Origin of the sequence: Pseudomonas sp. S3E12, from assembly GCF_001702295.1 — a bacterium.
Classification (GTDB): Bacteria; Pseudomonadota; Gammaproteobacteria; order Pseudomonadales; family Pseudomonadaceae; genus Aquipseudomonas; species Aquipseudomonas marginalis.
In genome coordinates this window covers 351,597-373,553 of record NZ_MBDT01000021.1, presented here as the reverse complement: position 1 = coordinate 373,553, position 21,957 = coordinate 351,597, and the positions used below count along the sequence as shown (strand labels likewise).

Annotated in this window: 23 protein-coding genes and 1 pseudogene; 20 read left to right on the top strand and 4 right to left on the bottom strand. The window is 61.4% G+C overall.

Annotation, left to right across the window (positions count from 1 at the left end; translation table 11 throughout):
• Position 1 precedes the first annotated feature (1 nt).
• The 10 genes from accC (at position 2) to BB029_RS18265 (ending at position 8,189) form a co-directional block, all read left to right on the top strand.
• Positions 2-1,354: an acetyl-CoA carboxylase biotin carboxylase subunit gene (accC, locus tag BB029_RS18310; RefSeq protein WP_065940250.1), complete on the top strand. Its 1,353-nt coding sequence runs from the start codon at positions 2-4 to the stop codon at positions 1,352-1,354.
• Complete coding sequence (gene pxpB / locus BB029_RS18305) at positions 1,351-2,007, top strand: 5-oxoprolinase subunit PxpB (RefSeq protein WP_065940249.1); 657 nt, start codon at positions 1,351-1,353, stop codon at positions 2,005-2,007. The genes accC and pxpB overlap by 4 nt, the downstream gene beginning before the upstream one ends.
• Positions 2,004-2,978, top strand: a complete 975-nt coding sequence (locus BB029_RS18300) for a biotin-dependent carboxyltransferase family protein (protein ID WP_065940248.1) — start codon at positions 2,004-2,006, stop codon at positions 2,976-2,978. The genes pxpB and BB029_RS18300 overlap by 4 nt, the downstream gene beginning before the upstream one ends.
• Positions 2,975-3,367, top strand: a complete 393-nt coding sequence (locus BB029_RS18295) for a hypothetical protein (protein ID WP_065940247.1) — start codon at positions 2,975-2,977, stop codon at positions 3,365-3,367. Before BB029_RS18300 ends, BB029_RS18295 begins: the two co-directional genes overlap by 4 nt.
• The gene (locus BB029_RS18290) at positions 3,364-4,137 is read left to right on the top strand and encodes a LamB/YcsF family protein (RefSeq protein WP_065940246.1); all 774 of its coding nucleotides are present in this window, start codon (positions 3,364-3,366) and stop codon (positions 4,135-4,137) included. Before BB029_RS18295 ends, BB029_RS18290 begins: the two co-directional genes overlap by 4 nt.
• Positions 4,138-4,230: 93 nt before the next feature.
• Positions 4,231-4,983, top strand: coding sequence for an SDR family oxidoreductase (locus BB029_RS18285; RefSeq protein WP_053138772.1), 753 nt, complete (start codon positions 4,231-4,233; stop codon positions 4,981-4,983).
• A gap of 109 nt (positions 4,984-5,092) precedes the next feature.
• On the top strand, positions 5,093-5,794 hold the full coding sequence (locus tag BB029_RS18280; protein ID WP_065940245.1) for an amino acid ABC transporter permease: 702 nt from the start codon (positions 5,093-5,095) through the stop codon (positions 5,792-5,794).
• Between the two features lie 6 nt (positions 5,795-5,800).
• Positions 5,801-6,544: an amino acid ABC transporter permease gene (locus BB029_RS18275; RefSeq protein WP_053138766.1), complete on the top strand. Its 744-nt coding sequence runs from the start codon at positions 5,801-5,803 to the stop codon at positions 6,542-6,544.
• A 23-nt stretch (positions 6,545-6,567) separates the two neighbouring features.
• Positions 6,568-7,296, top strand: coding sequence for an amino acid ABC transporter ATP-binding protein (locus tag BB029_RS18270; RefSeq protein ID WP_169899070.1), 729 nt, complete (start codon positions 6,568-6,570; stop codon positions 7,294-7,296).
• 59 nt (positions 7,297-7,355) lie between these two features.
• On the top strand, positions 7,356-8,189 hold the full coding sequence (locus BB029_RS18265) for an ABC transporter substrate-binding protein (RefSeq protein WP_065940244.1): 834 nt from the start codon (positions 7,356-7,358) through the stop codon (positions 8,187-8,189).
• A gap of 54 nt (positions 8,190-8,243) precedes the next feature.
• Here BB029_RS18265 and BB029_RS18260 read toward each other — a convergent pair whose 3' ends face one another.
• Both BB029_RS18260 and BB029_RS18255 read right to left on the bottom strand, forming a co-directional pair.
• Positions 8,244-9,452 carry a DUF1835 domain-containing protein gene (locus BB029_RS18260; RefSeq protein ID WP_065940243.1) on the bottom strand — a complete coding sequence of 403 codons (1,209 nt, stop codon included), beginning with the start codon at positions 9,450-9,452 and terminating at the stop codon, positions 8,244-8,246.
• A gap of 310 nt (positions 9,453-9,762) precedes the next feature.
• Positions 9,763-10,839 (bottom strand): aldo/keto reductase, encoded by a 1,077-nt coding sequence (locus tag BB029_RS18255; RefSeq protein WP_027606138.1) that lies wholly within the window; start codon positions 10,837-10,839, stop codon positions 9,763-9,765.
• 131 nt (positions 10,840-10,970) lie between these two features.
• Here BB029_RS18255 and BB029_RS18250 point away from each other — a divergent pair, with 131 nt between their 5' ends.
• From BB029_RS18250 to BB029_RS18225, 6 genes and pseudogenes are all read left to right on the top strand, one after another.
• Positions 10,971-11,648: an ATP-binding cassette domain-containing protein gene (locus BB029_RS18250; RefSeq protein ID WP_065940242.1), complete on the top strand. Its 678-nt coding sequence runs from the start codon at positions 10,971-10,973 to the stop codon at positions 11,646-11,648.
• Positions 11,645-12,439, top strand: coding sequence for an iron export ABC transporter permease subunit FetB (gene fetB / locus BB029_RS18245; protein ID WP_065940241.1), 795 nt, complete (start codon positions 11,645-11,647; stop codon positions 12,437-12,439). The genes BB029_RS18250 and fetB overlap by 4 nt, the downstream gene beginning before the upstream one ends.
• A 327-nt stretch (positions 12,440-12,766) precedes the next feature.
• Positions 12,767-13,750: pseudogene (locus BB029_RS18240) on the top strand (cysteine synthase family protein).
• Positions 13,737-14,303, top strand: coding sequence for a phosphoribosyltransferase family protein (locus tag BB029_RS18235; RefSeq protein WP_065940240.1), 567 nt, complete (start codon positions 13,737-13,739; stop codon positions 14,301-14,303). Before BB029_RS18240 ends, BB029_RS18235 begins: the two are co-directional and overlap by 14 nt.
• Positions 14,304-14,368: 65 nt before the next feature.
• Positions 14,369-15,241, top strand: coding sequence for an EamA family transporter (locus tag BB029_RS18230; RefSeq protein WP_256558397.1), 873 nt, complete (start codon positions 14,369-14,371; stop codon positions 15,239-15,241).
• Complete coding sequence (locus tag BB029_RS18225; RefSeq protein ID WP_053138743.1) at positions 15,238-16,491, top strand: ATP-grasp domain-containing protein; 1,254 nt, start codon at positions 15,238-15,240, stop codon at positions 16,489-16,491. Before BB029_RS18230 ends, BB029_RS18225 begins: the two co-directional genes overlap by 4 nt.
• A 3-nt stretch (positions 16,492-16,494) precedes the next feature.
• Here the strand turns inward: BB029_RS18225 and BB029_RS18220 are convergent, their stop codons facing one another.
• Together BB029_RS18220 and BB029_RS18215 are read right to left on the bottom strand one after the other, a co-directional pair.
• Entirely contained in the window at positions 16,495-17,547 is a 1,053-nt protein-coding gene (locus tag BB029_RS18220) for an L-idonate 5-dehydrogenase (RefSeq protein WP_065940238.1), read from the bottom strand.
• Between the two features lie 14 nt (positions 17,548-17,561).
• Positions 17,562-18,335 carry a glucose 1-dehydrogenase gene (locus BB029_RS18215; protein WP_065940237.1) on the bottom strand — a complete coding sequence of 258 codons (774 nt, stop codon included), beginning with the start codon at positions 18,333-18,335 and terminating at the stop codon, positions 17,562-17,564.
• Between the two features lie 135 nt (positions 18,336-18,470).
• On the opposite strand from BB029_RS18215, the gene BB029_RS18210 reads away from it, so the two are divergent.
• The 4 genes from BB029_RS18210 (at position 18,471) to BB029_RS18195 (ending at position 21,903) form a co-directional block, all read left to right on the top strand.
• Complete coding sequence (locus BB029_RS18210; RefSeq protein WP_065940236.1) at positions 18,471-19,343, top strand: LysR family transcriptional regulator; 873 nt, start codon at positions 18,471-18,473, stop codon at positions 19,341-19,343.
• Positions 19,344-19,447: 104 nt separating this feature from the next.
• Positions 19,448-20,080, top strand: a complete 633-nt coding sequence (locus tag BB029_RS18205) for a glutathione S-transferase family protein (protein ID WP_065940235.1) — start codon at positions 19,448-19,450, stop codon at positions 20,078-20,080.
• 18 nt (positions 20,081-20,098) lie between these two features.
• A complete protein-coding gene (locus tag BB029_RS18200; RefSeq protein WP_065940234.1) occupies positions 20,099-21,019 on the top strand; it encodes a LysR family transcriptional regulator in 921 nt (306 codons plus the stop codon).
• Complete coding sequence (locus tag BB029_RS18195; protein WP_065940233.1) at positions 21,019-21,903, top strand: LysR family transcriptional regulator; 885 nt, start codon at positions 21,019-21,021, stop codon at positions 21,901-21,903. Before BB029_RS18200 ends, BB029_RS18195 begins: the two co-directional genes overlap by 1 nt.
• Positions 21,904-21,957: the final 54 nt, after the last annotated feature.

Here is a 21,957-nt window from a genome sequence, read left to right as displayed (position 1 = left end):
AATGTTCGACAAAGTGCTGATCGCCAACCGTGGCGAAATCGCCCTGCGCATTCAGCGTGCCTGCCATGGCCTGGGCATCAAGACCGTGGCGGTGCACTCCGAAGCGGACCGTCATGCGCAGTATGTGCAAAACGCCGATGAGTCGCTGTGCATCGGCCCGGCCGCACCGGGCCTGAGCTACTTGAACCAGACGGCGCTGCTGTTTGCTGCCAAGGTCAGTGGTGCCCAGGCGATCCACCCCGGTTACGGGTTCCTGTCGGAAAACGCCGGGTTTGCCGAGCGCATCGAAGCGGCCGGGTTGACCTTTATCGGGCCGAGCGCCGCATGCATTCGCACCATGGGCGACAAGGTGGCAGCCAAGCGTGCCATGCGTGAAGCCGGTGTGCCGTGCGTGCCGGGGCCGGATTCGAGCATGCCGAGCGACGATGCGAGCATCCTCGCCATCGCCGCCGAAATCGGTTACCCGGTGATCGTCAAGGCCGCCGGTGGCGGCGGCGGTCGCGGCATGCGCGTGGTGCAGGCAGAGGCCGAGTTGTTGGCCGCCATCGGTCTCACTCGCGAAGAAGCGCGGTTGGCGTTCGGCAACCCTGAACTGTATATCGAGAAATTCCTCGGCCACCCCCGGCACGTGGAAATCCAGGTGCTGTGTGATGCCCATGGCCATGCGATCTGGCTCGGCTGCCGCGACTGTTCCCTGCAACGCCGCCACCAGAAAGTCCTGGAAGAAGCGCCGGCGCCGGGCATCGATCCCGCGCTGATCGCCACGGTCGGCGAACGCTGCGCCGAGGCCTGCCGCCGCATCGGCTATCGCGGCGTGGGCACTTTCGAGTTTCTGTATGAGGACGGCGAGTTCTTCTTCATCGAGATGAACACGCGCCTGCAAGTGGAGCATCCGGTCACCGAGATGACCACCGGCATCGACATCGTCCAGCAGCAACTGCGCATGGCCCGCGGTGAAGTGCTCAGCGTGCGCCAGGAGGACGTTCAACTGAACGGCCACTCCCTGGAGTGCCGCATCAACGCCGAGGACCCGCTGACCTTTATGCCGACCCCCGGCCTGATCCAGCGTTGGGAAGTGCCCGGCGGCTTTGGTGTGCGGGTCGATTCCCATGTCACCACCGGCTACCGCGTGCCGCCGTACTACGACTCGATGGTGGCCAAGGTCATCACCCACGGCGCCACGCGTGAAGAAGCCATGGCACGCATGCGCCTGGCGCTGAGCGAGATGATTGTGGACGGCATCAGCACCAACATTTCGTTGCACCGCGACATTCTTGATGACCCCGCCTTTTGCGAAGGCGGCGTCGATATTCATCACCTGGAGCGCTGGTTGCAGCAAAGGAGTCCGACATGAACACCGCCCCTGTCATCAGCCTGCTGGGCTCCAGCGCCTTGCTGTTCGAGGCGCCGGGCGAACTGGACCTGGCCCCGCAGCAGCGTATCTGGCGCCTGGCCCTGCAAGCCGGCGAATGGCCCGAGATCCACGAAGCCGTGCCCGGCATGAACAACCTGATGCTCACCTTCCTCACGCCGCCGCGTGAACTGAACGGCCTGTGCCAGCGCCTGCTGGAGGCCTGGGAGCAGAGCCAGCCGATGCCCCTGGAGGGGCGCATCGTCGAATTGCCGGTGGTGTACGGCGGCGAGTTCGGCCCGCACATGGCGGATGTGATTGCCCACACCGGACTGGATATCGAGACCATCGCCAACCTGCACTGCGAACCGCTGTACCCGGTGTACGCCCTGGGCAGCCACCCCGGTTATTGCTACCTCGGTGGCATGGACCCGCGCCTGGCCACGCCTCGGCGCCAGGTGCCGGTGCTGAATATCGGGGCGGGCTCGGTGTCCATCGGCGGGGTGCAGACCGGGGTGTCCGCCTCGGCCGGCCCCAGCGGCTGGAACACCATCGGCCGCACTGAAATGGCGTTTTTCGACCCCGCCCAAACCCCGCCCGCGATCTTGCGGCCGGGTGATTTCCTGCGCTTGCGCATCGAGAGGATCATTCGATGATCGAGATTTTATCGGCCACCGCCCTGGCCACCGTGCAGGACTTCGGCCGCTTCGGCAGCCTGGGTTATGGCGTGGGCACATCGGGCGCCATGGACCACCTGGCCCTGGCCCTGGGCAACCTGTTGCTGGGCAATCCCGAAGACGCCGCCGCGATTGAAATACCGCTGTTCCCGTTCGAGGTACGGCTGCTGCAGGACTGTGCCTTTGCGGTGACCGGCGCCGCTTGCGACGCCACCCTGGACGCCCAGCCCTTGCCACCGAACTGGGTGTGCCAGGGCCGCGAAGGCCAGGTCTTGAGCCTGGGCTATCCGACGTCTGGCAGCCGTGCCTATCTGTGTTTGGCGGGCGGGGTGGATGTGCCGTCGGTGCTGGGTTCACGCAGCACTCAATTGCGCGGCGAGTTCGGCGGCCTCGACGGCCGCGCCCTGCAACAGGGTGATCGGCTGGGGGCACTGCGCCCCTGTATCAGCCCGTTGCCGCTGGATGTTGGGGTGTTGGCGCCAAGCCTGGCGCTGCCGTTGCAGGTTGATGGGGTGCCTGCCATGCGCGTGTTGCCCGCCGCCGAATACGAGCGCTTCCAGGAGGCTTCCCGCGCAGCGTTCTGGGCCGGTGAATGGAAGATCACCACCCAGAGCAATCGCTACGGCTACCGGATGGAAGGCCAGCCCCTGCTGCCCATTGCACCGATGGAAATTCGCTCCCACGGCATCGTGCCGGGGGTGATCCAGGTACCCCACGGCGGCCAGCCCATCATCCAGATGCGTGACGCCCAGCCGAGCGGCGGCTACCCCAAGTTCGGCAGTGTGATCGAGGCCGACCTTTGGCGCCTGGGCCAGGCGCCCATCGGCGGCAAGGTGCGCTTTATCGAGTGCAGCTACCTGGAGGCCGTCGAGGCCCTGGAAACCAATCGCGCGTATCTGCGTGAAGTCAGCCGCCTGCTGGAACTGCACCGTGAAGGAGTGAAAGCATGACCCTTGAGGAAATTCGCCAATTGGCGCTGTGGCTCAAGGAGCACCACCTGGCCGGTGCCGAAATGAGCCGCCCCGGTGTGCACTTGACGCTCAAGCGCGTTGCCTCGGGCGCTGCTGTTGCGGCGCCTGCCGTTGCCATGGTTGAAGACCAGGTGCTGCGCACCACCGGCCTGGGGCGCTTGCTGCTGACCCATCCCCAACTGGATCAACCGTTCGTGGCGGTGGGCGATCAGCTCAGCGCCGGGCAACTGGTCGCGCTGCTGCAAGTGGGTGAGTTGCTGTTGCCCTTGCGCGCGCCCCGCGCCGCACGGGTCGTCGATGTGCGCGTGCCGTGCGGCACCACCGTCGGCTACGGCGAAGCGTTCCTTGGTGTGGAGTACCCCGCATGAAGATTGATTTGAACGCCGACCTCGGCGAAGGCTTCGGCCCGTGGCGCATGGGCGAGGATGAAGCGCTGATGCGCCTGATTTCATCGGCCAATGTCGCCTGCGGTTTCCATGCCGGCGACCCGCTGATCATGGACAACACGGTGCGCCTGGCCAAGGCCGGTGGCATTGACCTGGGGGCGCATGTGGGCTTCCCGGACCTGATGGGCTTTGGCCGTCGGCAGATGAACATCGAGATCAAGGAGCTCGCCACCCATGTGATCTACCAGCTCGGCGCGCTCGCCGGGATCGCGGCGGTCAACGGCCATCCCATGACCCACATGAGCTTCCACGGCGCCCTGGGCAATATGGCCGCCGCCGATGCGGCGTTGGCCGAGCCGTTGGTGCGGGCGGTGGCGGCGTTTGACCCGACGCTGATCATCAGCTCCTCCAGCAGCCGCGCTATCGAGTGCGCTGCCGAGAAGTGCGGCCTGCGCGTCGCCACCACGTTTCTCGCCGACCGTGCCTATGACGATGATTGCCTGCTGGTGCCGCGCAAGGTCGACGGTTCGGTGATCAAGGCGCCGGCAGCGGTGCTGCGCCGGGTGCGGCAGTTGCTGGAGGAGGGCACCGTGACCGCCCTCAGCGGCAAGGTGCTGCGAGTGCCGGCCCATTCGATCCTGCTGCATGGCGACACCCCCGGCGCGGTCGAACTGGCGCGCACCATTCGCGCCGAAATCGAGCAACTGGGCGGCCGCATCACGCCGATTTCCCAGCTGCTGGCCGCGTCATAAGCAGGCCTTATCGCCACACAATCATTGCGTCTTGGTCCAGCGCCCGAAGGCTGGATAGAGTCGAACCATAACCCGTAGCACAAGGACCACCCCATGCCATTTTCCGACTACAAAACCGCTCTGGTCACCGGGGCTTCCTCCGGCATCGGCGCCGCCGTTGTCGAGCGTCTGTGCCAGGAAGGCGTGCAGGTGCATGCCCTGGCCCGCAGCGCCGACAAGTTGCAGGAACTGGCGGCCAGGACCGGCTGCATCGCCCACGCCATCGACGTGACCGACCTTGCCGGGTTGACCCAATTGTTCGCCGAAAACACCTTCGACATCCTGGTCAACAACGCCGGCGTCGACAAACCCGGTTCCCTGCTCAAGGCCGACGCCGACGGCATCGACCTGCTGATCGACGTCAACCTGCGCGCCGTGCTGCACCTGGCACGGCTGGCGCTGCCGGGCATGGTCGAGCGCGACTGCGGGCACATCATCAACATCAGTTCGATCGCGGCGGCCTACAACTTTGGCGGCAACTCCACCTACCACGCGACCAAGGCCGCCGTGAGCATGCTTTCGCGCCAGTTGCGCATCGATGCGTTCGGCAAGCGCGTGCGAGTCACCGAGATCTGCCCGGGTCGGGTCGCCACGGATATTTTTGCCCACGTGCACGGCGATTCCGAAGCCACCTACAAGCGCTTCGTCGAGGGCTTTGAATTGCCCCAGGCCGAGGACATCGCCAATGCCATCGCCTTCGCGATTGCCGCGCCGATTGCGGTCAACATCGGGCACATGGAAATCACCCCGACCTTGCAGGTGCCGGGCGGGCTTTCCACCGCGCGGCCCCAGGACTACCAGGGCTGAATCCGAGCCCCAGCAAAAGAACGGATCGATCCGTCAGCGCTGCATCCCGCCACGGCCACGCCGGGTGATTTTGATTTCTGCCCTAGCCCAATGCCGATAGGGATTGACCATGAAGCAAGACTTCGATTTGGCCGCGATTCTGCAAGGCGAGTACGCCGAGCTGATCGTCAAGGGCATCGAAATGACCTTGCAGCTGGCGCTGTTCGCCTGGCTGCTGGCGATGCTGCTGGCGCTGACACTGGTCACGGTGCGCCTGACCGGTAACAAGCTGGCCGACCGCCTGGTGGCGGGGTATGTGTCGTACCACCGCAATGTGCCGACCCTGGTGCAACTGATGCTGTGGTACTTCGGCGTGCCGACGCTGCTTGGCGAGTCCACGCAACTGTGGCTGGCCAACCACAACACCGAATACCTGTTCTCGGTGATCGCCCTGGGCCTGTGTCAGGCTGCGTATTTCTGTGAAGACATGCGCAGCGGCCTGCGCGCCATTCCCGCCGGGCAGACCGAAGCGTCCAGGGCCCTGGGCCTGGGCTACGTGCGTTCGATGCGCTACGTGATCCTGCCCCAGGGCGTGCGTAACTGCCTGCCGTCGCTGATCAACCACACCGTGCTGCTGTTCAAGAACACCAGCCTGGCGATGGCGATCGGCGTGATGGAACTGACCTACGCCAGCCGCGAAGTGGAGAACTACACGTTCCGCACCTTTGAGTCGTACCTGGTGGCCACGGTTTTCTACCTGGTGTTTTCACTGCTGCTGATGGGGGCCGGGGCATTGCTCGCCCGCCACTTCAGCAAAGCCCTGGCGAGGTAGACCGCGATGTTCGATATGTTTTCAATCGTGCAGCAGAACTGGACGCTGTTCCTGATCGGCCAATACCCCCACGGCCCGCTGGGCGGCCTGGCGAGTACCCTGATCCTGGCGGCGCTGGCGTTGCTGCTGGCGTTCCCGTTCGGCCTGCTGCTGGCCTTGGCGCGGGTGTCGCCGTGGAAGGGGTTGTACTGGGTTGCGACAGTGTGGGTCTACGTGCTGCGTGGCATCCCGTTGCTGATGGTGATCTTCTGGACCTACTTCCTGGTGCCGTTGCTGATCGGCCATAACATCACCGGCTTCATGACCATGCTCTGCACCCTGGTGATCTACCAGAGCGCCTACCTGTGCGAAATCATTCGCGGCGGCATCCAGGCGCTGCCGGCCGGGCAGTACGAGGCGTCCCGCGCCCTGGGCCTGGGGTATGTGCGCACCACGGTCTGGGTGATCCTGCCCCAGGCGCTGTACAACGCGCTGCCGAGCCTGATCAGCCAGTTCATCTCGATCATCAAGGAAACCTCCCTGGGCTACGTGATCAACGTGCAGGAAGTGACCTTCGCCGCCAACCAGGTCAATAACCAGCTGCTGACCAAGCCGTTCCAGGTGTTTTTCATCCTGGCGATCATCTACTACCTGCTGTGTTTCGGCCTGACCCGCCTGGCCGGTTGGGTGGAGCAACGCATTGCCCGCAAGCGCCTGGGCGATGGCGGGCAAACCGTGGCGGGCGGTCCGTTGCTGACCACCGATAATTGAAGAGGGCTGCGCTCATGCATCCAATGATCATGTTTTCGAAAATCAATAAATGGTACGGCGAGTACCAGGCGCTCACCGACATCACCGCCGAGGTGCAACCCGGTGAAGTGGTGGTGCTGTGCGGCCCCTCGGGTTCTGGCAAGTCGACGCTGATCCGCACGGTCAACCGCCTGGAAGACATCCAGGCCGGCCAGATCCTGTTCGACGGGCAGGACGTGCACGGCACCGACGCGCAGATCAACCGCCTGCGCAGCCGCGTGGGGTTTGTGTTCCAGAGCTTCAACCTGTTCCCGCACCTGTCGGTGCTGGAAAACATCACCCTGGCGCCGAACAAGCTGCGCAACCTCAAGGGCGCCGCTGCCAAACAGAAGGCCATGGAATTGCTCGACCGCGTCGGCCTGGCCCATAAGGCCGGTGCTTACCCGGCGCAGTTGTCCGGCGGCCAACAGCAGCGCGTGGCGATTGCCCGGGCATTGGCGATGGAACCGCCGGTGATGCTGTTCGACGAGCCCACCAGCGCCCTCGACCCGGAAATGGTCGGTGAAGTGCTGAGCGTGATGAAGGGCCTGGCCAAGGACGGCATGACCATGATGTGCGTGACCCACGAGATGAACTTCGCCCGCGAAGTGGCCGACACCATCTGGTTTATGGACGCTGGGCAGATTCTGGAAAAGAGCAGCCCCGATGCGTTCTTCACCCAGCCTTCGCACCCGCGAGCGCAACGTTTTATCGCCGACCTGCGGGCCCATTGAGCTGCGGCGGCTTTGCTCCCTCTGCCATTTTTGCTGGTCCAACTTTCTGGAGATTTCCCATGGGTATGAAGCATCTGTTTACCGCACTGGCATTGGGGCCATTGGCGATCGCCGTCGCACAGGCCGACCAGTTGAGCGACATTATGACCAAGCAGTCCCTGAGCTGCGGCGTCTACGCCGACGTGCCGCCATTCTCCGCGCCGGACCCGAAAACCCGCGAGCTGGTGGGCATGGACGTGGACCTGTGCAAGGCCCTGGCCAAGACCATGGGCGTGGCCCTGGAACTCAAGCCTCTGTCGGTTGAAGCGCGGATTCCTGAAGTGAAAATGGGCCGCGTCGACGTGATCTTCGCCAACCTGGCCTACACCAAGACCCGCGCCGAACAGATCCAGTTCAGCGACCCGTACTACATCGCCAAGGAAACCCTGGTGGTGCGCGCGGCGAATGCCGACCAGCCGAAAAGCTTCTTCAAGGACAAGCGCATCAGCTCTACCAAGGGCTCCACCTCCGAGCAGTCTATCCGCCTTGCCGGGGCCACCCCGGTGACCTTCCAGGACACCGGCTCGGCCTACATGGCGTTGCAACAGAACAAGGTGGTGGGCCTGGTGACCAACACCATGACCGCGCTGAAACTGGTCAACCAGGCCAAGGCCAGTGGTGTCGAACTGGCCCTGGCCAAGGAGCCGATGGCCCTCGAACCGATCGGCGCCGGCATGCGCCGCGATGAGCCGGCGTTTCTGGCCAAGGTCAACGAGTCGTTGATGACGATGGAGAAGGCAGGGGAGATCGATGCGATCTGGGACCGCTGGATCGGCCCGAACACCGAATACAAGATGGTCCGCGAGGACAAGGTGCAGAGCTTGAGCGCCTTGAAGTTCGAGCCGTTGCCGTAAGCGCTGGCGGTTGTAAAAAAGCCCGCCGTGGGTGATGCACGGCGGGCTGTTTTTTTACGGTGTTCTGTACTGGGGGCGCAGGGCCTCATCAATCATCCAGTGCGGTTGGCCGGGCCTGATGCACGTTCCGCCCACCCAGCGTTCGTGGCTGGCATAGTCGAGCCAGTACGCCTGTCCGTTGAGCACGCTATGGCCCAAGGGGGTCAGCGACAGCGGGCGGCGGGGCCAGTCCAGATGCGTCTCGGTTTCCGTCAGCAATGGCTGCTCGCCATCGATCAACGGCCGCAACAGCGCATGAAACATCATGTCCCCCAGGAACGGCAACGGGTCGCGACTCGCCATCAGTTCGGCGAACACACGGCCAAATGGCAGCGGCCCGGCTTCGGCGAGGTAGGTCAGGGCCAGGCGTTCGGTCAGCGACAGGCCATCGTGTGTTCCCGGCAACTCCTGTAATTGACGCAACAGCGCCGGCGCCAGCAAGGGCAGGGCCGGGTGTTTGCCATGGGCAAGCTCGGCCAGCCGGGTCGGTGAGCTGTCGCAATAGGCCGACCACGCCTGTTTGGCCAACTGCACGGCATCGTCACCGATCAACCGCCGCTGGGGCCAGAGCCACGCCAATACATCGGGCGCCAGTTGGCCGATGCCGATAAAACGCTCGACGCCGGGAATGCGATCCACCTCGATCAGCTCCAGCTTGGGCGGCGCCTGTTCAAGGCCGGCCAGTGCGCGGGTCAGGAACAACTGGTCATAGGCATCCGCCTCGCACCACAGCACGCTGTGCTCGGCACTGGCCAAGGTGTGGAGCTGAGCGTATTCATCGTCGACGCGGCGCGTGACGTCCGCTAAGGGCATGGCAAAGGCCTGGCTGATGAACGCGCTGCGCAGGGCGCGGAACTCTGCGGCGGGGACGTCGCGCACCGGGCCCATGCACAGCGGGTCGGTGAGCATCTGGAAGCGGCCCTTGAACCCGGCCACCTGAAGGCTGTGGGCAATGTCATTGCCGCAGCGCCAGTGGGTGGTGCGCGCTTCGTCGCTGGCGGCAAAGTCGGGATGGCGGGCGGCGAAGTCAATGGCGTCGACATGGGCCTTGAGTTTGGGCCAACTGCTGAAGCCCAGTTGCCTGGCGATCTGCCATTGGGCTTGGGACAGGGTGGCGCCGGGGTCCTGGGCTTTCAGCTGGCGCAACAGTTCCTTGGCGCGCTTGCGCTGCTGCTCAAGGTTGAGACGGCCATCGGTGTTGGAGGATACAGGGCGTTGCGACATACGATCTCCTTGCACAAACCTTTTCCGCTTTAAGGTTGGGAGTCGTAGAAATGAGGTAGAGCTTCAATGTCCTGGGCGCAGCCCTTTCCGCGGAAGGTGGCGTAGAGAGCGCCAGGCGGAAAATATAGGCATTGCGGCGTTTGATTGCAAATCGGACTTGGGATCGAGGCCGTACTCTTTTTGGGGTTTGTACGGGATTACATGTGCGAGGGGGATTTGCCCTCATGCCAGTCAGTGAAGACGTAGAAAGGGCCAAAAGTAACCTGTGGTGAGGGAACAAGCTCCCTCGCCACAGGTACGCTGTTCTGGATTATTTGTCCTTGCGTGCATCCATGGTTTTCTGGTGCTCGGCCAGGAACGGCTGTTCTGCCGGATCGAAGCGATCAATCCCGGCAGTAAAACGATGCCAGTACGGATACAACGGTTGGCGCCGTGTCACCGCTTCAATACGCGAGAACTGTTCATCGGTGAGTTTCAATTCTGTGGCCGCCAGGTTGTCACGCAGATGCGCTTCCGTGCGGGCGCCGACGATCAGCGAGGTAATTCCCGGACGGTCCTTGAGCCAGGCCAGGCAGGTGCGCGCCACCGACACGCCCTGTTCATCGCCCACGGCGGCGAGGGTCTCGATGATGTCCAGCGCACGTTCCTGGTCATGCACGTAGGGTTCGGGCCAGCCGCTGCCCTGGCGGGTATTGGCCGGTGGCTGCTGCCCGCGCCGGGTGGAACCGGTCAGCAGGCCTTCGCCCATCGGCCCCCACACCAGCGTCCCTACGTGCTGGTCCAGGGCCAGGGGCAGTAACTCGTACTCGGCCTCGCGGGATTCCGGGGTGTAGTAGATCTGCTGGGTGATGGGCTTGAGCATGCCGTGCAATTCGGCCTTGCCGAGGGTTTTCATCATCTGCCAGGCGGTGAAGTTGCTGGTGCCAAAGTAGCGGATCTTGCCTGAGCCAACCAACAGCCGCAGGGCTTCGAGGGTTTCCTCGATGGGGGTCATGCCGTCCCAATTGTGCAATTGGTAGAGGTCGATATGGTCGGTGCCCAGGCGCTTCAAGCTCGCTTCGCACGCACGAATCAGGTGGTAGCGCGACGAGCCTGAGTTGTTCGGGTTGTTGTCCACGGGGCTACGGCCCTTGGTGGCCAGCAGGATATCGTTGCGTTTGTCGCCCAAGGCTTTGCCGACCACTTCTTCGGCCAGTCCGTGGGAGTAGAGGTCGGCGGTGTCGACCATATTCACCCCGGCGTCGAACGCGATATCGAACATGCGCCTGGCCTGGGGCACGTCTACCGATCCGCATTTTTCAAACTCGGCGCGACCGCCAAAGGGCACGGTGCCGAGGATGATTTCGGATACCAGCAGGCCCGAATGGCCCAGTTGTCGGTATTGCATGTCGTCTCCTACTTAACGTTGAACCTGAAGTTCTGAACGACGTGGGTGGCGATAGTTTGAATTTTTTCATGAAAACTTCCCGCGCCTGCCGCACCATTGCGCCCAACAGGTTTAAGAGGAATACCGCGTCCATGAGTGCACTGATCGAAACCCGCGCCCTCACGCGCATGGACGAACGCCGGCAGGTACCGTTGCTACAGCCCACGGATTTCACCTTGAACCGCGCCGACCGCGTGTCGATCACCGGCGCTTCCGGTTCCGGCAAAAGCGTATTGCTGCGTGCATTGGCGCTGCTGGATGCACCCACCAGCGGGCAGGTCCTGTGGAACGGCCAGCCGATTGCCAATGCCGAGATTCCCCATTACCGCAGCCATATCAGCTACCTCTCCCAACGCCCCGCGCTGCTCGAAGGCACGGTAGAGGACAACCTGCGTTTTCCCTTCAGCCTCAAGACCCTGCGCCAGCGCCGCTTCGACCCGCAAGCGGTGACCGCGTTGCTGGGGCATGCCGGCAAGGCAGCGACTTTTTTGACCAAGAGCGCATTGGACCTCTCGGGTGGCGAGGCCCAGGTGGTCTCGCTGATCCGCACCCTGCAACTCAATCCCGAGGTGTTGCTGCTGGACGAGCCCACCGCCGCCCTCGACCCCACCTCATCCGGCGATGTGGAAGCGTTGATCAGTGCCTGGTTTGCCGGCGACAACGCCCGCGCCTATGTCTGGGTGTCCCACGACCTCGACCAGGCGCGGCGCATGAGCGACATCCACTGGCAGATGAGTGCCGGGGTATTGAGCGAGGCGACCCAGCCATGAACTATCAAAACCTCACCGCTCTGGACATGGGCATCGCCGCTTCGCTGATTCTGGTCAACGGTGCGCTCTCCCTGCTGCTGCGCCTGGGCCTGGGCCGCCAGTTGCTGTGGGCGGCGGTGCGCACCGTGGTGCAACTGTTGGCCATCGGTTACCTGCTGGGCTGGGTGTTCGCGTTCGCCTACTGGTATGTGGTGCTGCCGTTGATGGGCGCAATGACCCTGATCGCCGGGCTGTCGGCGGCGGGGCGCGGGCGCAGGACGTACCGTGGGCAAAGGGTCGACAGCATCCTGTCGGTGTGGGGCAGTTCGTGGCTGGTGACGGCAGTGGGCTTGTTTGCGGTGATCCGCATCCACCCGTGGTACGAGCCGCAGTACGCGATCCCGATCCTCGGCATGATCCTCGGTAATACCCTGACCGGTGTGTCCCTGGGGATCGAACGCATGACCCAGGAACTGACCTCGGGGCGCAACACCATCGAGATGATCCTGGCCCTCGGCGGCTCACGCTGGGAGGCCGCCCAGGAAGCGATCCGCCAGGCGGTACGCGCGGGGATGATCCCGACCCTGAACCAGATGACCGTGGTCGGTATCGTCAGCCTGCCCGGCATGATGACCGGCCAGGTGCTGGCGGGGGAAAGCCCGGTGGACGCAGTGCGCTATCAGATCGTGATCATGTTCCTGATTGCCGCGTCGTCGGCGTTGGGTACGGTGGGGGCGGTGTTGCTGACCTATCGGCGGTTGTTTTCCAGGAGCCACCGGTTTTTGCGTGAGCGCTTGCAAGAGCGCGTCTGAGCCTCAGGTGTTCCAACCCTTAGCAATCGAATCTTCATCGCAGATGTGCGGCCGCGACGGTTCGAGGTTGCACTCGAGCTTGTTGCGGGCAATGTTAAAGCGATACTGCGCGCCATTCTAGAAACCGCGCGACCGGTCCGATCGCTGATAAGCAGAGACTGTAAGTCACTGGTGGGCGTGCTTGATTGTTTTTTTGTATGTGTTAGTTCTTGCAGGGATTGCTTGCAGAAAAATCCTACACTCAGGTCGCTACTTCGAGTTTGAAACTACCTATCCGTTCGGCTAGCTATTTGTCTAGGAAGTAATCTGTTAGCGTTCAAGTATTCTATGTCGAGGAAAGGGGGCTTCAGAATGGAGCTCGCAGATATCGGTGGTACGCCACTTGTAGAGTTGAAAACACTCTCGATAAATGGCAACAAAGTTTTTTCTAAGTGTGAGTTTTTGAATCCCTCAGGAAGTCACAAGGACAGGACTTATCTAAATATTGTTAGCCGATTGGAGGAGGCCGGCGTCATTTGGCCGGGCATGACCTTGATAGATTGTTCTACCGGGAATGGTGGAGCAGCACTTGCGTGGATCGGAAGGCTAAAAGGCTATAAGGTGAAAATCTTTATGCCGGAAGGTATGACTGAGGAGCGGAAAGTTTAAATACGCTCTTATGGGGCTGAAATAGTTGAAACGCCAAGAGAAGGTTTTTTATCAGAAGCCGTACTCCGAGCGAAACGTTATCAAGCGGAGAACTCGGCGAGAGAAAGTTATTTTCTGGACCAGTCCAGCAATTTATTGAACAGGCAAAGTTGGGAGGTCTGTGGTGAAGAAATAGTACGGGACCTGAAGGTGCAGGGCGTAGTGCCTGATTTTTTTGTTTGCTCAATAGGCACGGGTGGAACGTTTTCTGGTATTGCTGAGGTATTGAAGCGAGAGTACAGCGAAATTAGAACCGTAGGGGTTGAAGTCAATAATTCTGCTCCATTGTTTGCAGAAAGGCATCACTTGGCTTTTGAACATCGCCCTCATAATTTAATGGGACTCGGTGCCGGAATCTTGTCAGCTAATACAATCTCTGAACTCGTTGATGAGGTCCGAGTGATTAAAGGCTCAGACGCATGGGCTCGAATGAAGCTTTTTATTGACGAAGAAAAAATCCCAATTGGCCCGACCTGCGGTGCTAACTTGCTGGTCTGCGATGAGTTTGCGCGAACATTCCACAAAAAAAATATAGTCACCTTGTTTTTTGATAGTTCATGGAAGTACGCAAGTCGCTGGGATGGTGTTTATCCAGAATACAGTGAGGTGAATGATGTTACTTGAAGAGGTTTATAGGAATGCCAGAGTTGTGAACTCTGGTGCAGCATTGACTGCCGTAAACGAGTTTACTGATCAAATTCCGGCATTAAGGCCGGAGGTATTAATGGAGGTGGCTCAAAAAATCGTTAGGCTCATGGATTTTAATATTTCAAAAATTGTAACTGAAGAGGATAAAGGTGCTGCACTTGCTACGACGGTTTCTTTGCTTACAGGTATTCCTATGGCAATGGCTAGATGGTATTCCTACAGTCTGGGGGGTATCAATGAGCAGGTGGTTAATGTGCAGTCAGAGTATTTTCAAGGAGATATGTATCTTAATGGCGTTAATGCGGGTGATCGCGTAACTGTTATTGATGATACGTTGAGTACTGGTGGCGCAGTGATTGCGCTGGTCAATGCAGTGAAAGGTGCTGGTGGCGAATTAGTGGACGTTATTTGTGCCGTTGAAAAGGTGGAGAATAATGGCGCTGAAAAGGTTAAAAAACAAACGGGTATTGATGTGAAAACCATTATGAAAATAGTGGTTAGAGACGAAGGTGTGAACGTGATTTCATAGGTCGGTATTTTTTTCGGTTGATAGATATGCTTAGACTGGGCGTAATAATTGGCTTGGTTTTTTGCTTGCTCAGTGCAGCATTCGATGTGTATGTCGCTTATGTTACGCAATCGATCAATACGCTGATCGTTGTTTTTTATTGTTTTGCAACGTCGGCAGTGTTTTTTATCGTGTGCGCGCTGTATCGCGATGCAGGTTCTTTGGTTTCAAAGTTTAGATCCTGTTGGCCGTTTGTCTTCATCGTAAATATTGCAGTTCTACTCAACTGGGGAGGCCTGTTTTATGCGTTGCGTTATTTAGAGCCAGCAGTGGTCGGAGTCGCCTCAGTAGCCTGCGGCCCAGCCTTCACCTTGATTATCTCGCTGCTGAATAAACGCGGTGCTAAGGTTGCCTTCGCAGATACGCTGGTTTCATGTCTGGTGCTCACGTCGGTAGGGATCATGTTGTTCAATTCCTTTGCCGGTGACAGCGGTGTGGTCGCTACTACCGTGGAGGAGCGGCTGTTTGGTATTGGCAGCGTCATGGTTTGCGCGTTGGGTACCGTCATTTACACGATTTTCTCCAAGGAGATGTTCGCTCGCCATTGGTCTACCCATGAAATACTGGCTGTCAGGAGCGTGGCGATGATTGGTGTCTGCGTCATCACAATTCCTGTTTCCGAGGTGAGTTTTTCGCTCGACCGCGAATTGATTCTGCCGATGGTGGTCTTGGTTGTGATCGGGCATTTGTTGCCGATTTACCTGATTCAGAAAACCATCTACTACCTCACACCGATTCATGTCTCCCTGGTTTTGCTGACACTTCCTGTCTTTGTACTGTTACTCCAATACCTGGATACCAGAGTGGAGTTTTCCATGGCCAGTGTGGTGGCGGTCAGCGTCATTGTGTTGTTGCTTTTGGGGCGGGCGATGTATGCAATCAGGAAGGAGGCAACATGATTAGAGTGGTCGTGGTTGATGGTTTTTCTTCGGGAAAATTTGTGGCGAAGCGGTTGAGTGAAAAGGGTTGTGTGCTCATGCATGTGGCGTCAACGGGAGCCTTGGACAGTTACTACTACAAGGGCTTCGATCATTCGATTTATGAGCAGATGATTGTCAATGGCTCTATGACGACTACCTTGGCGGGCGTCGAATGCTTCAAGCCTGACTTCATCATCGCCGGTGCCGAAACCGGTGTGCTTCTGGCTGACCTGTTAAACGAACGACTGCAACTGCCCTATCGTAATGACTTCGACAAGACCAATGCCCGCCGAAACAAGTACGACATGATTCAATGTGTTGCCCAGGCTCAGTTGCCCGCACCCCGACAGTTCGTTGCAGGCAGTTGGGCGTTGGCCGACGGCTGGATCAAAGACCATGGGCACTTTCCTCTCGTGGTAAAACCCCTCGACAGCGCAGGCGCCGACGGTGTGTTTATCTGCGCGGACAGGCAGGCCTGCGAGACTGCGGTGGGCAAGCTGTTGGGAGCAACGAATAAGTTGAACCTGCCTAATACGCAGGTGCTGATTCAGGAGTACCTGGCGGGGACGGAATATGTGGTGAATATGGTTTCACTCAATGGTCAACAGCTCGTTACCGAGGTCGTGAGGTACCAAAAACAGCGCACAAAAGAGGGTGGCGTACTCTATGACATCGATGAGTTGATTGGACCTGACTCATCGGTTTACCCGCTGCTGGTGGATTACACTCGGGCAGTGGTACGGTGTCTGGGTATTCGCAACGGCCCCAGTCATGCAGAAGTCATGTTCACCGCAGAGGGGCCGAAACTGGTAGAAGTTGCTGCGCGAACCGACGGTATTCTGCGTCCCGGTGTATCCAGGCAAACCACCGGTCTGGGGCAGATTGAAGCTGTGGCTTTATCCATCGCCGAGCCGGAGTTTTTTGCACAATTGCTGGCAAGGGAGGCCGACTCTCCACTGTTGCAACATACCTATAATGTCTGCCTGATCAACCGTTCAAATGGCTGTTTCGATAAGGATCTATTTTTGAAAGAGCTGCTCAAACTTGAGTCTTTCTTCGATGCAGTTTTCTACGTCGAGAATGGACAACAAATTGGTGCGACGCAGGACGTGTTCAGTCAACCGGGGACGGTGTATCTGGTTCATGTCGATCCTAAGGTGATCGCCGCAGATTACCTTAGGATTCGCGCACTTGAGGTCGAGGGGGGGTATCTGACCGAAAGCGGGTAGGCCTTACTCCACGTCCGCCACGCCAAAATCCAGCACCACCTTCATCGCCTGGGTCTTGTCCGCTGCCAGTTCAAACGCCTGCACCGCCTGCTCGAACGGCACCGTGTGGGAGATCACCGGGCGCACGTCGATGACCTGGCGATTGAGCAAGTCCACCGCCTGGGCAAACTCGCTGTGGAAGCGGAAGGTGCCGCGCAGGTCGATCTCGCGGCTGACCAGCAGGTTCAGCGGCAGCGACACCTCACCGCCCAAGCCGACCGTGACCAGCACGCCGCGTGGGGCGATGCAGTCCAGGCCGTTACGCAGGGCCTGGGCGCTGCCGGAGACTTCGAACATCACCTCGAAGTAACCCTTCTCGGCGGTGTAGCGCTTGAGCGCGTCGATGCCGTCGGCAATGTTGTGGGTGCGCGTGGCGCCCATTTTTTCCGCGCAGGCCAGGGCGCTGGCGGACAGGTCCACCGCGACGATTTCAGCCGCACCGGCGGCGCGCAGGCCGGCGATCAGCAGGTTGCCGATGGGGCCGCAACCGGTCACCAGCACGCGCTTGCCGAATACTGCGCCGGCCCGTTGGATCGCATGCAACCCCACCGACAGCGGCTCGGCCAATGCACCTTCGGCGAGGCTGACGTGATCGGCCAAAAGATGTGCCTGATGCGTCTCGATCACCAGGCTCTGGCGGAACGCGCCCTGGATATGCGGGAAGGGCATCGCGCTGCCGTAGAAGCGCATGTCCAGGCAGTGGTTGGGCAGGCCTTGATGGCAATAGCGGCAAGCGCCGCAGGGACGCGACGGCGATACGGCGATGCGCTGGCCGACCTTGAACCGGCCGGCGTCGGAGCCCACGGCGTCGATCACTGCCGACACTTCATGGCCGAGCACCATCGGCTCGCGCAGGCGCACGGTGCCGAAGCCGCCGTGCTGGTAGTAGTGCAAGTCCGAGCCGCAGATGCCGCCGCGGGCGATGCGCACGCGCAGTTGCTCGGGGCCCAGGCTATGGGGTTCGTCCTGGGGGCTGACCCGCAGGTCTTTTGAGGCGTGGCAGACAATGGCGTGCATAAGGTTCTCCAGGGTTACAGCGACGCGGTGATGCCACCGTCGACATAGAGGATATGACCGTTGACGAAACTCGCGGCATCGCTGGCCAGGAACACTGCCGCACCGGCCAACTCAGCAACGTCGCCCCAGCGTCGGCTTGGTGTGCGCTGCACCAGCCAGTCGCTGAATTCGGGGTTGGCCACCAGGTTGGCGTTCAACTCGGTCTTGAAGTAGCCGGGGCCGATACCGTTGACTGTCAGCCCGTGGGGGCCCCAGTCGATGGCCATGCCCTTGGTGAGCATCTTCAACGCACCTTTGCTCGCTGCATACGGCGCGATGCCCGGGCGGCCCAATTCACTTTGCACCGAACAGATATTGATGATGCGCCCACGCTTGCGCGGGATCATCGCCCGCGCCACGGCCTGACCCACCAGGAAGGCGCTGTCGAGGTTGGTGCTGATCAGTTCGCGCCAATGCTGCTCGCTGTAGTCTTCCAGCGGCCCACGGCGCTGCATGCCGGCGTTGTTGACCAGGATGTCCAAGGGCCCGATGCGTTCTTCGATAGCGGCCACGCCGGCCTGGATCGCCGCGCTGTCGGTCACATCGAACGCTTGGGTGTGCACCTCCAGGCCTTCAAGGGTCAGCAGCGCGGCGGCATCGCGCAGGGTGCTGCGGTTACGCCCGTTGAGCACCACCCGCGCACCGGCCTGGGCCAGGCCTCGGGCGATGGCCAGGCCGATACCGGCACTGGAGCCGGTGACCAGCGCCAGCCGGCCATCGAGGCGAAAGGTGTCTAGAACGCTTTGCATGGGCAGGTTTCTCCGGACGCGCTTGTGATAATCAAACCATTGGCTGATGGGCTTAACTTCACTCCGGTGTAGGGCGCAGGTCCAATGTTCATTTATGATCGGCTGATCAATATTGGTGATAACCGGGGAGGCTCAATGGAACTCAAGCACTTGCGCGCCTTTGTGGTACTGGCCCAGGAGCTGCATTTCGGCCGGGCGGCGGCGCAGTTGTCGATTGTGCAACCGGCCCTGAGCATGCAGATCAAGCTGCTCGAAACTGGCCTGGGCGTACGCCTGCTGGACCGCAATCGCCACTCGGTGACCTTGACCGATGCCGGTCGGGTGTTCCTGCCCGAAGCCCAGGCGACCCTGCACCAGGCCGCGCGGGCGGCGGAGGCGGCGCGGGCGTCCAACCGAGGGGAAATCGGCCGGGTGCGCCTGGGCTTTGTGTCGTCGGTATTGCCGCACCTGTTACCCGAGTTGATCCGCACGGTGCATCAGCGCTACCCGCGTATCGAGCTGGAACTCAAGGACATGCCCGGCCCCGATCAAGCCGCCGCGCTGAAGAATGATCGCCTGGATTTCGGCCTGATGCGCCTGCCCGCCGCCTACCCTGGGGTGCAAACCCGCGTGGTGCTGCGCGAGCCGTTCTGCGTGGCCCTGCCGATGGATCATCCGTTGGCCACGCAGGATTCGATCCAGCCCGGCGACCTGCTCGACGTGCCGGTGTACATCCTCGCGCGGCGCTATGCGCCGGGGTTCTACGACGAATTTATCCAGGCCGTGGGCATTCCTTTGCAGATCGCGTCCGAACTGGGCGAGTTCACCACCATGCTCGCGCTGGTCTGCGCCGGGTTGGGCGTCGGCGTCTTGCCGCAGCAGGCCGCGCGGGCGTTGCCGGCCAATTGCGTGTCGCGGCCACTGGCGTTGGGGGCGTTCCAGGCGCGCACGGGGTTGGCCTGGACCACGTTGGACAGTGCGGTAAAGACCACGTTGTTTGCGTTGATCGTCGAACTGTTTGGCGAGTGATTGTTTCACCCGCTGAAATGCTGGATTGTAAAAGCTGGTGATTCCAGTGGTCGGCGCAGCGGTGGAACATGCCGGTGTCAAAACCCCACCCTTTGGAGCCTTACATGTCCCAGCCTGCGATCAAACTCTATGGTTTCCCCTTGTCCGGCCATTCCCATCGGGCCGAGCTGATGCTGTCCCTGCTGGGGTTGCCCAGCGAGTTCATCCTGGTGGACCTCAAGCAAGGCGCGCATAAAAGCGCTGACTTCACTGCGACCATCAACCGTTTCGGCCAGGTCCCGGCGATTGACGACAACGGCACCGTACTGGCGGACTCCAACGCGATCCTGGTCTACCTCGCCACGAAATACGGCAAGGGCCAATGGTTGCCAAGCGACCCGGTGGGGCAGGCGCGCGTACAGCGCTGGCTGTCGGCCGCCGCCGGCCAGTTGCACGCCGTGCCGGCCACCGCACGGCTGGCCTTGGTGTTCGGTGCCGATGTGGATGCGGCGGCGGCGATCAGCCGTGCCCATGCCTTGTTGGCACTGGTGGAGCAGCAACTGAGCGAAACCCGCTTCCTGGCGGGGGAGCAAGCGAGCATCGCCGATATTGCGTTCTACACCTATGTGGCCCATGCGCCGGAAGGCAATGTGTCGCTGGCCGACTACCCTAAGGTGCGCGCCTGGCTTGCCAGCATCGAGGCCTTGCCGGGATTTGTGGGCATGCCGCGTACGGCGGTAGGGTTGCAATCACATTAACGTTGCTGAGGCGCATCGATGGACCGATTTCACGAAATGCAGGTGTTCCTGGCGGTGGCCGAGGAGGAGGGCTTTGCCGCCGCAGCGCGCCGCCTGAACACCTCGCCCCCCAGCGTGACCCGGGCCATCGCCGCCATGGAAGCGCGCATCGGTACCCAGCTGCTGGCGCGCACCACCCGCAGCCTGCACCTGACCGAGGCCGGCCAGCGTTATCTCGAAGATTGCCGGCGCATCCTCGCCGAGCTGGACGAAGCCGAAGAAGCGGCGGCGGGCAGTTATTCGATCCCCTGCGGCCACCTCACGGTGACCGCACCGGTACTGTTTGGCGAGTTGTATGTGGCGCCGGTGCTGGGCGAGTACCTCGACCGTTTTCCGCTGGTGAATATCAATGCCTTGCTGGTGGATCGGGTGGTCAACCTGACCGACGAGGGTATCGATGTGGCTGTGCGCATCGGCCATCTGCATGAGCCGGGGCAACAGACGATCAAGGTGGGTGAGGTACGCCGGGTGGTCTGCGCCTCGCCCGGCTATCTCGACCAGCACGGCCGCCCCCTGCACCCCGGGCAGTTGGGTGCGGCGCAGGTCGTCGGCCTGTCCTCCAGCCGATTGGTGAGTGAGTGGGCGTTTGTCGACGCCGGCCAGCCGTTGACGGTGCCCATCGAACCGCGCCTGGTGGTCTCGGCGAACAATGCAGCGATCAACCTGGCGCGCCTGGGCTGGGGGTTGACGCGGGTGCTGTCCTATCAGGTCGCGGCGGCGGTGGCGGCCGGTGAGCTGGAAATCGTCCTCGAGAACTTCGAGCCGGCCCCGTTGCCGATCCAGGTGGTGTTCCAGAAAAGCGCGCGCGTGCCGGCCAAGATCCACACCTTTGTGGATTTCCTCAGCCATCGCCTGGGCCAGGACACGGCCTTGAATCCGGCGATGAAGCGGCGCGGTTGATGGAGCGTTATCGCGATATGCAGCTGTTTGCCGCGCTCGCCGAGCAACCGAGCCTGGCCTCGGCCGCACGGGCAGCCCAGGTCTCGGCGCCGACGTTGATGCGTGCGATTGCCCGCTTGGAAGCACGCCTGCGCGTACCGCTGCTGCAACGCAGCACGCGGGGTGTCAGCCTTACCGACACGGGCCGTGCCTACATGGCCGACTGCGTGCGGCTGCTGGCCGCCGTGGACGCCGCCGAAGCCTCGGCCAAGGGCTTGCATGTACAGGTCCAGGGCAATCTGCGGGTGTTCATGCCGTTGCTGTTCAGCCGCTATGTGATGGCGCCGCTGTTGGCCAGCTACATGGATCGTTACCCTGCGGTGCAGCTCACCGCCCACTACCATGACTATTACCCCAATCTTCACGAAGAGGGGCTGGACGTGGCGATCCTGGTCGGCGAGTTGCCCAGCTCCTCACTGATCGCGCGGCCGGTCGGGCACGTGCGGCAGATCCTCTGCGCCAGTCCCGCTTACCTCGCGGCGCACGGCGAACCCCGACACCCGGACGACCTCAAGCGGCATCGCCTGATCGCCACTGCCGACCCGGTGCATTGGGCGTTCCAGGGTTGCCAGCTCAAGGCCCGCGCGCGGCTGAGTTGCGCCACGGTGCAAGGCACGATCAATGCGGCGGTGCAGGGCGCGGGGCTGGTGCGTTGCTTGAGCTATCCGCTGCATGAGCATCTGCTCAGCGGCCAGTTATGCCGCGTCCTGCAGGGCTATGAGCCAGCGCCCCTGCCGGTGCATGTGGTGTACGGCGAAGGGCGCCATGGGCCGATGCGTGTGCGCAGTTTTGTCGATCATTGCGTGGCGGCGCTGCGTGAGCATCCGGCATTTCAGTTGGCGTAACAGTGGATTGCCTGGGCTGGGTATTCTGCGTTTGGCTGGCGGGGCGCAGCATGG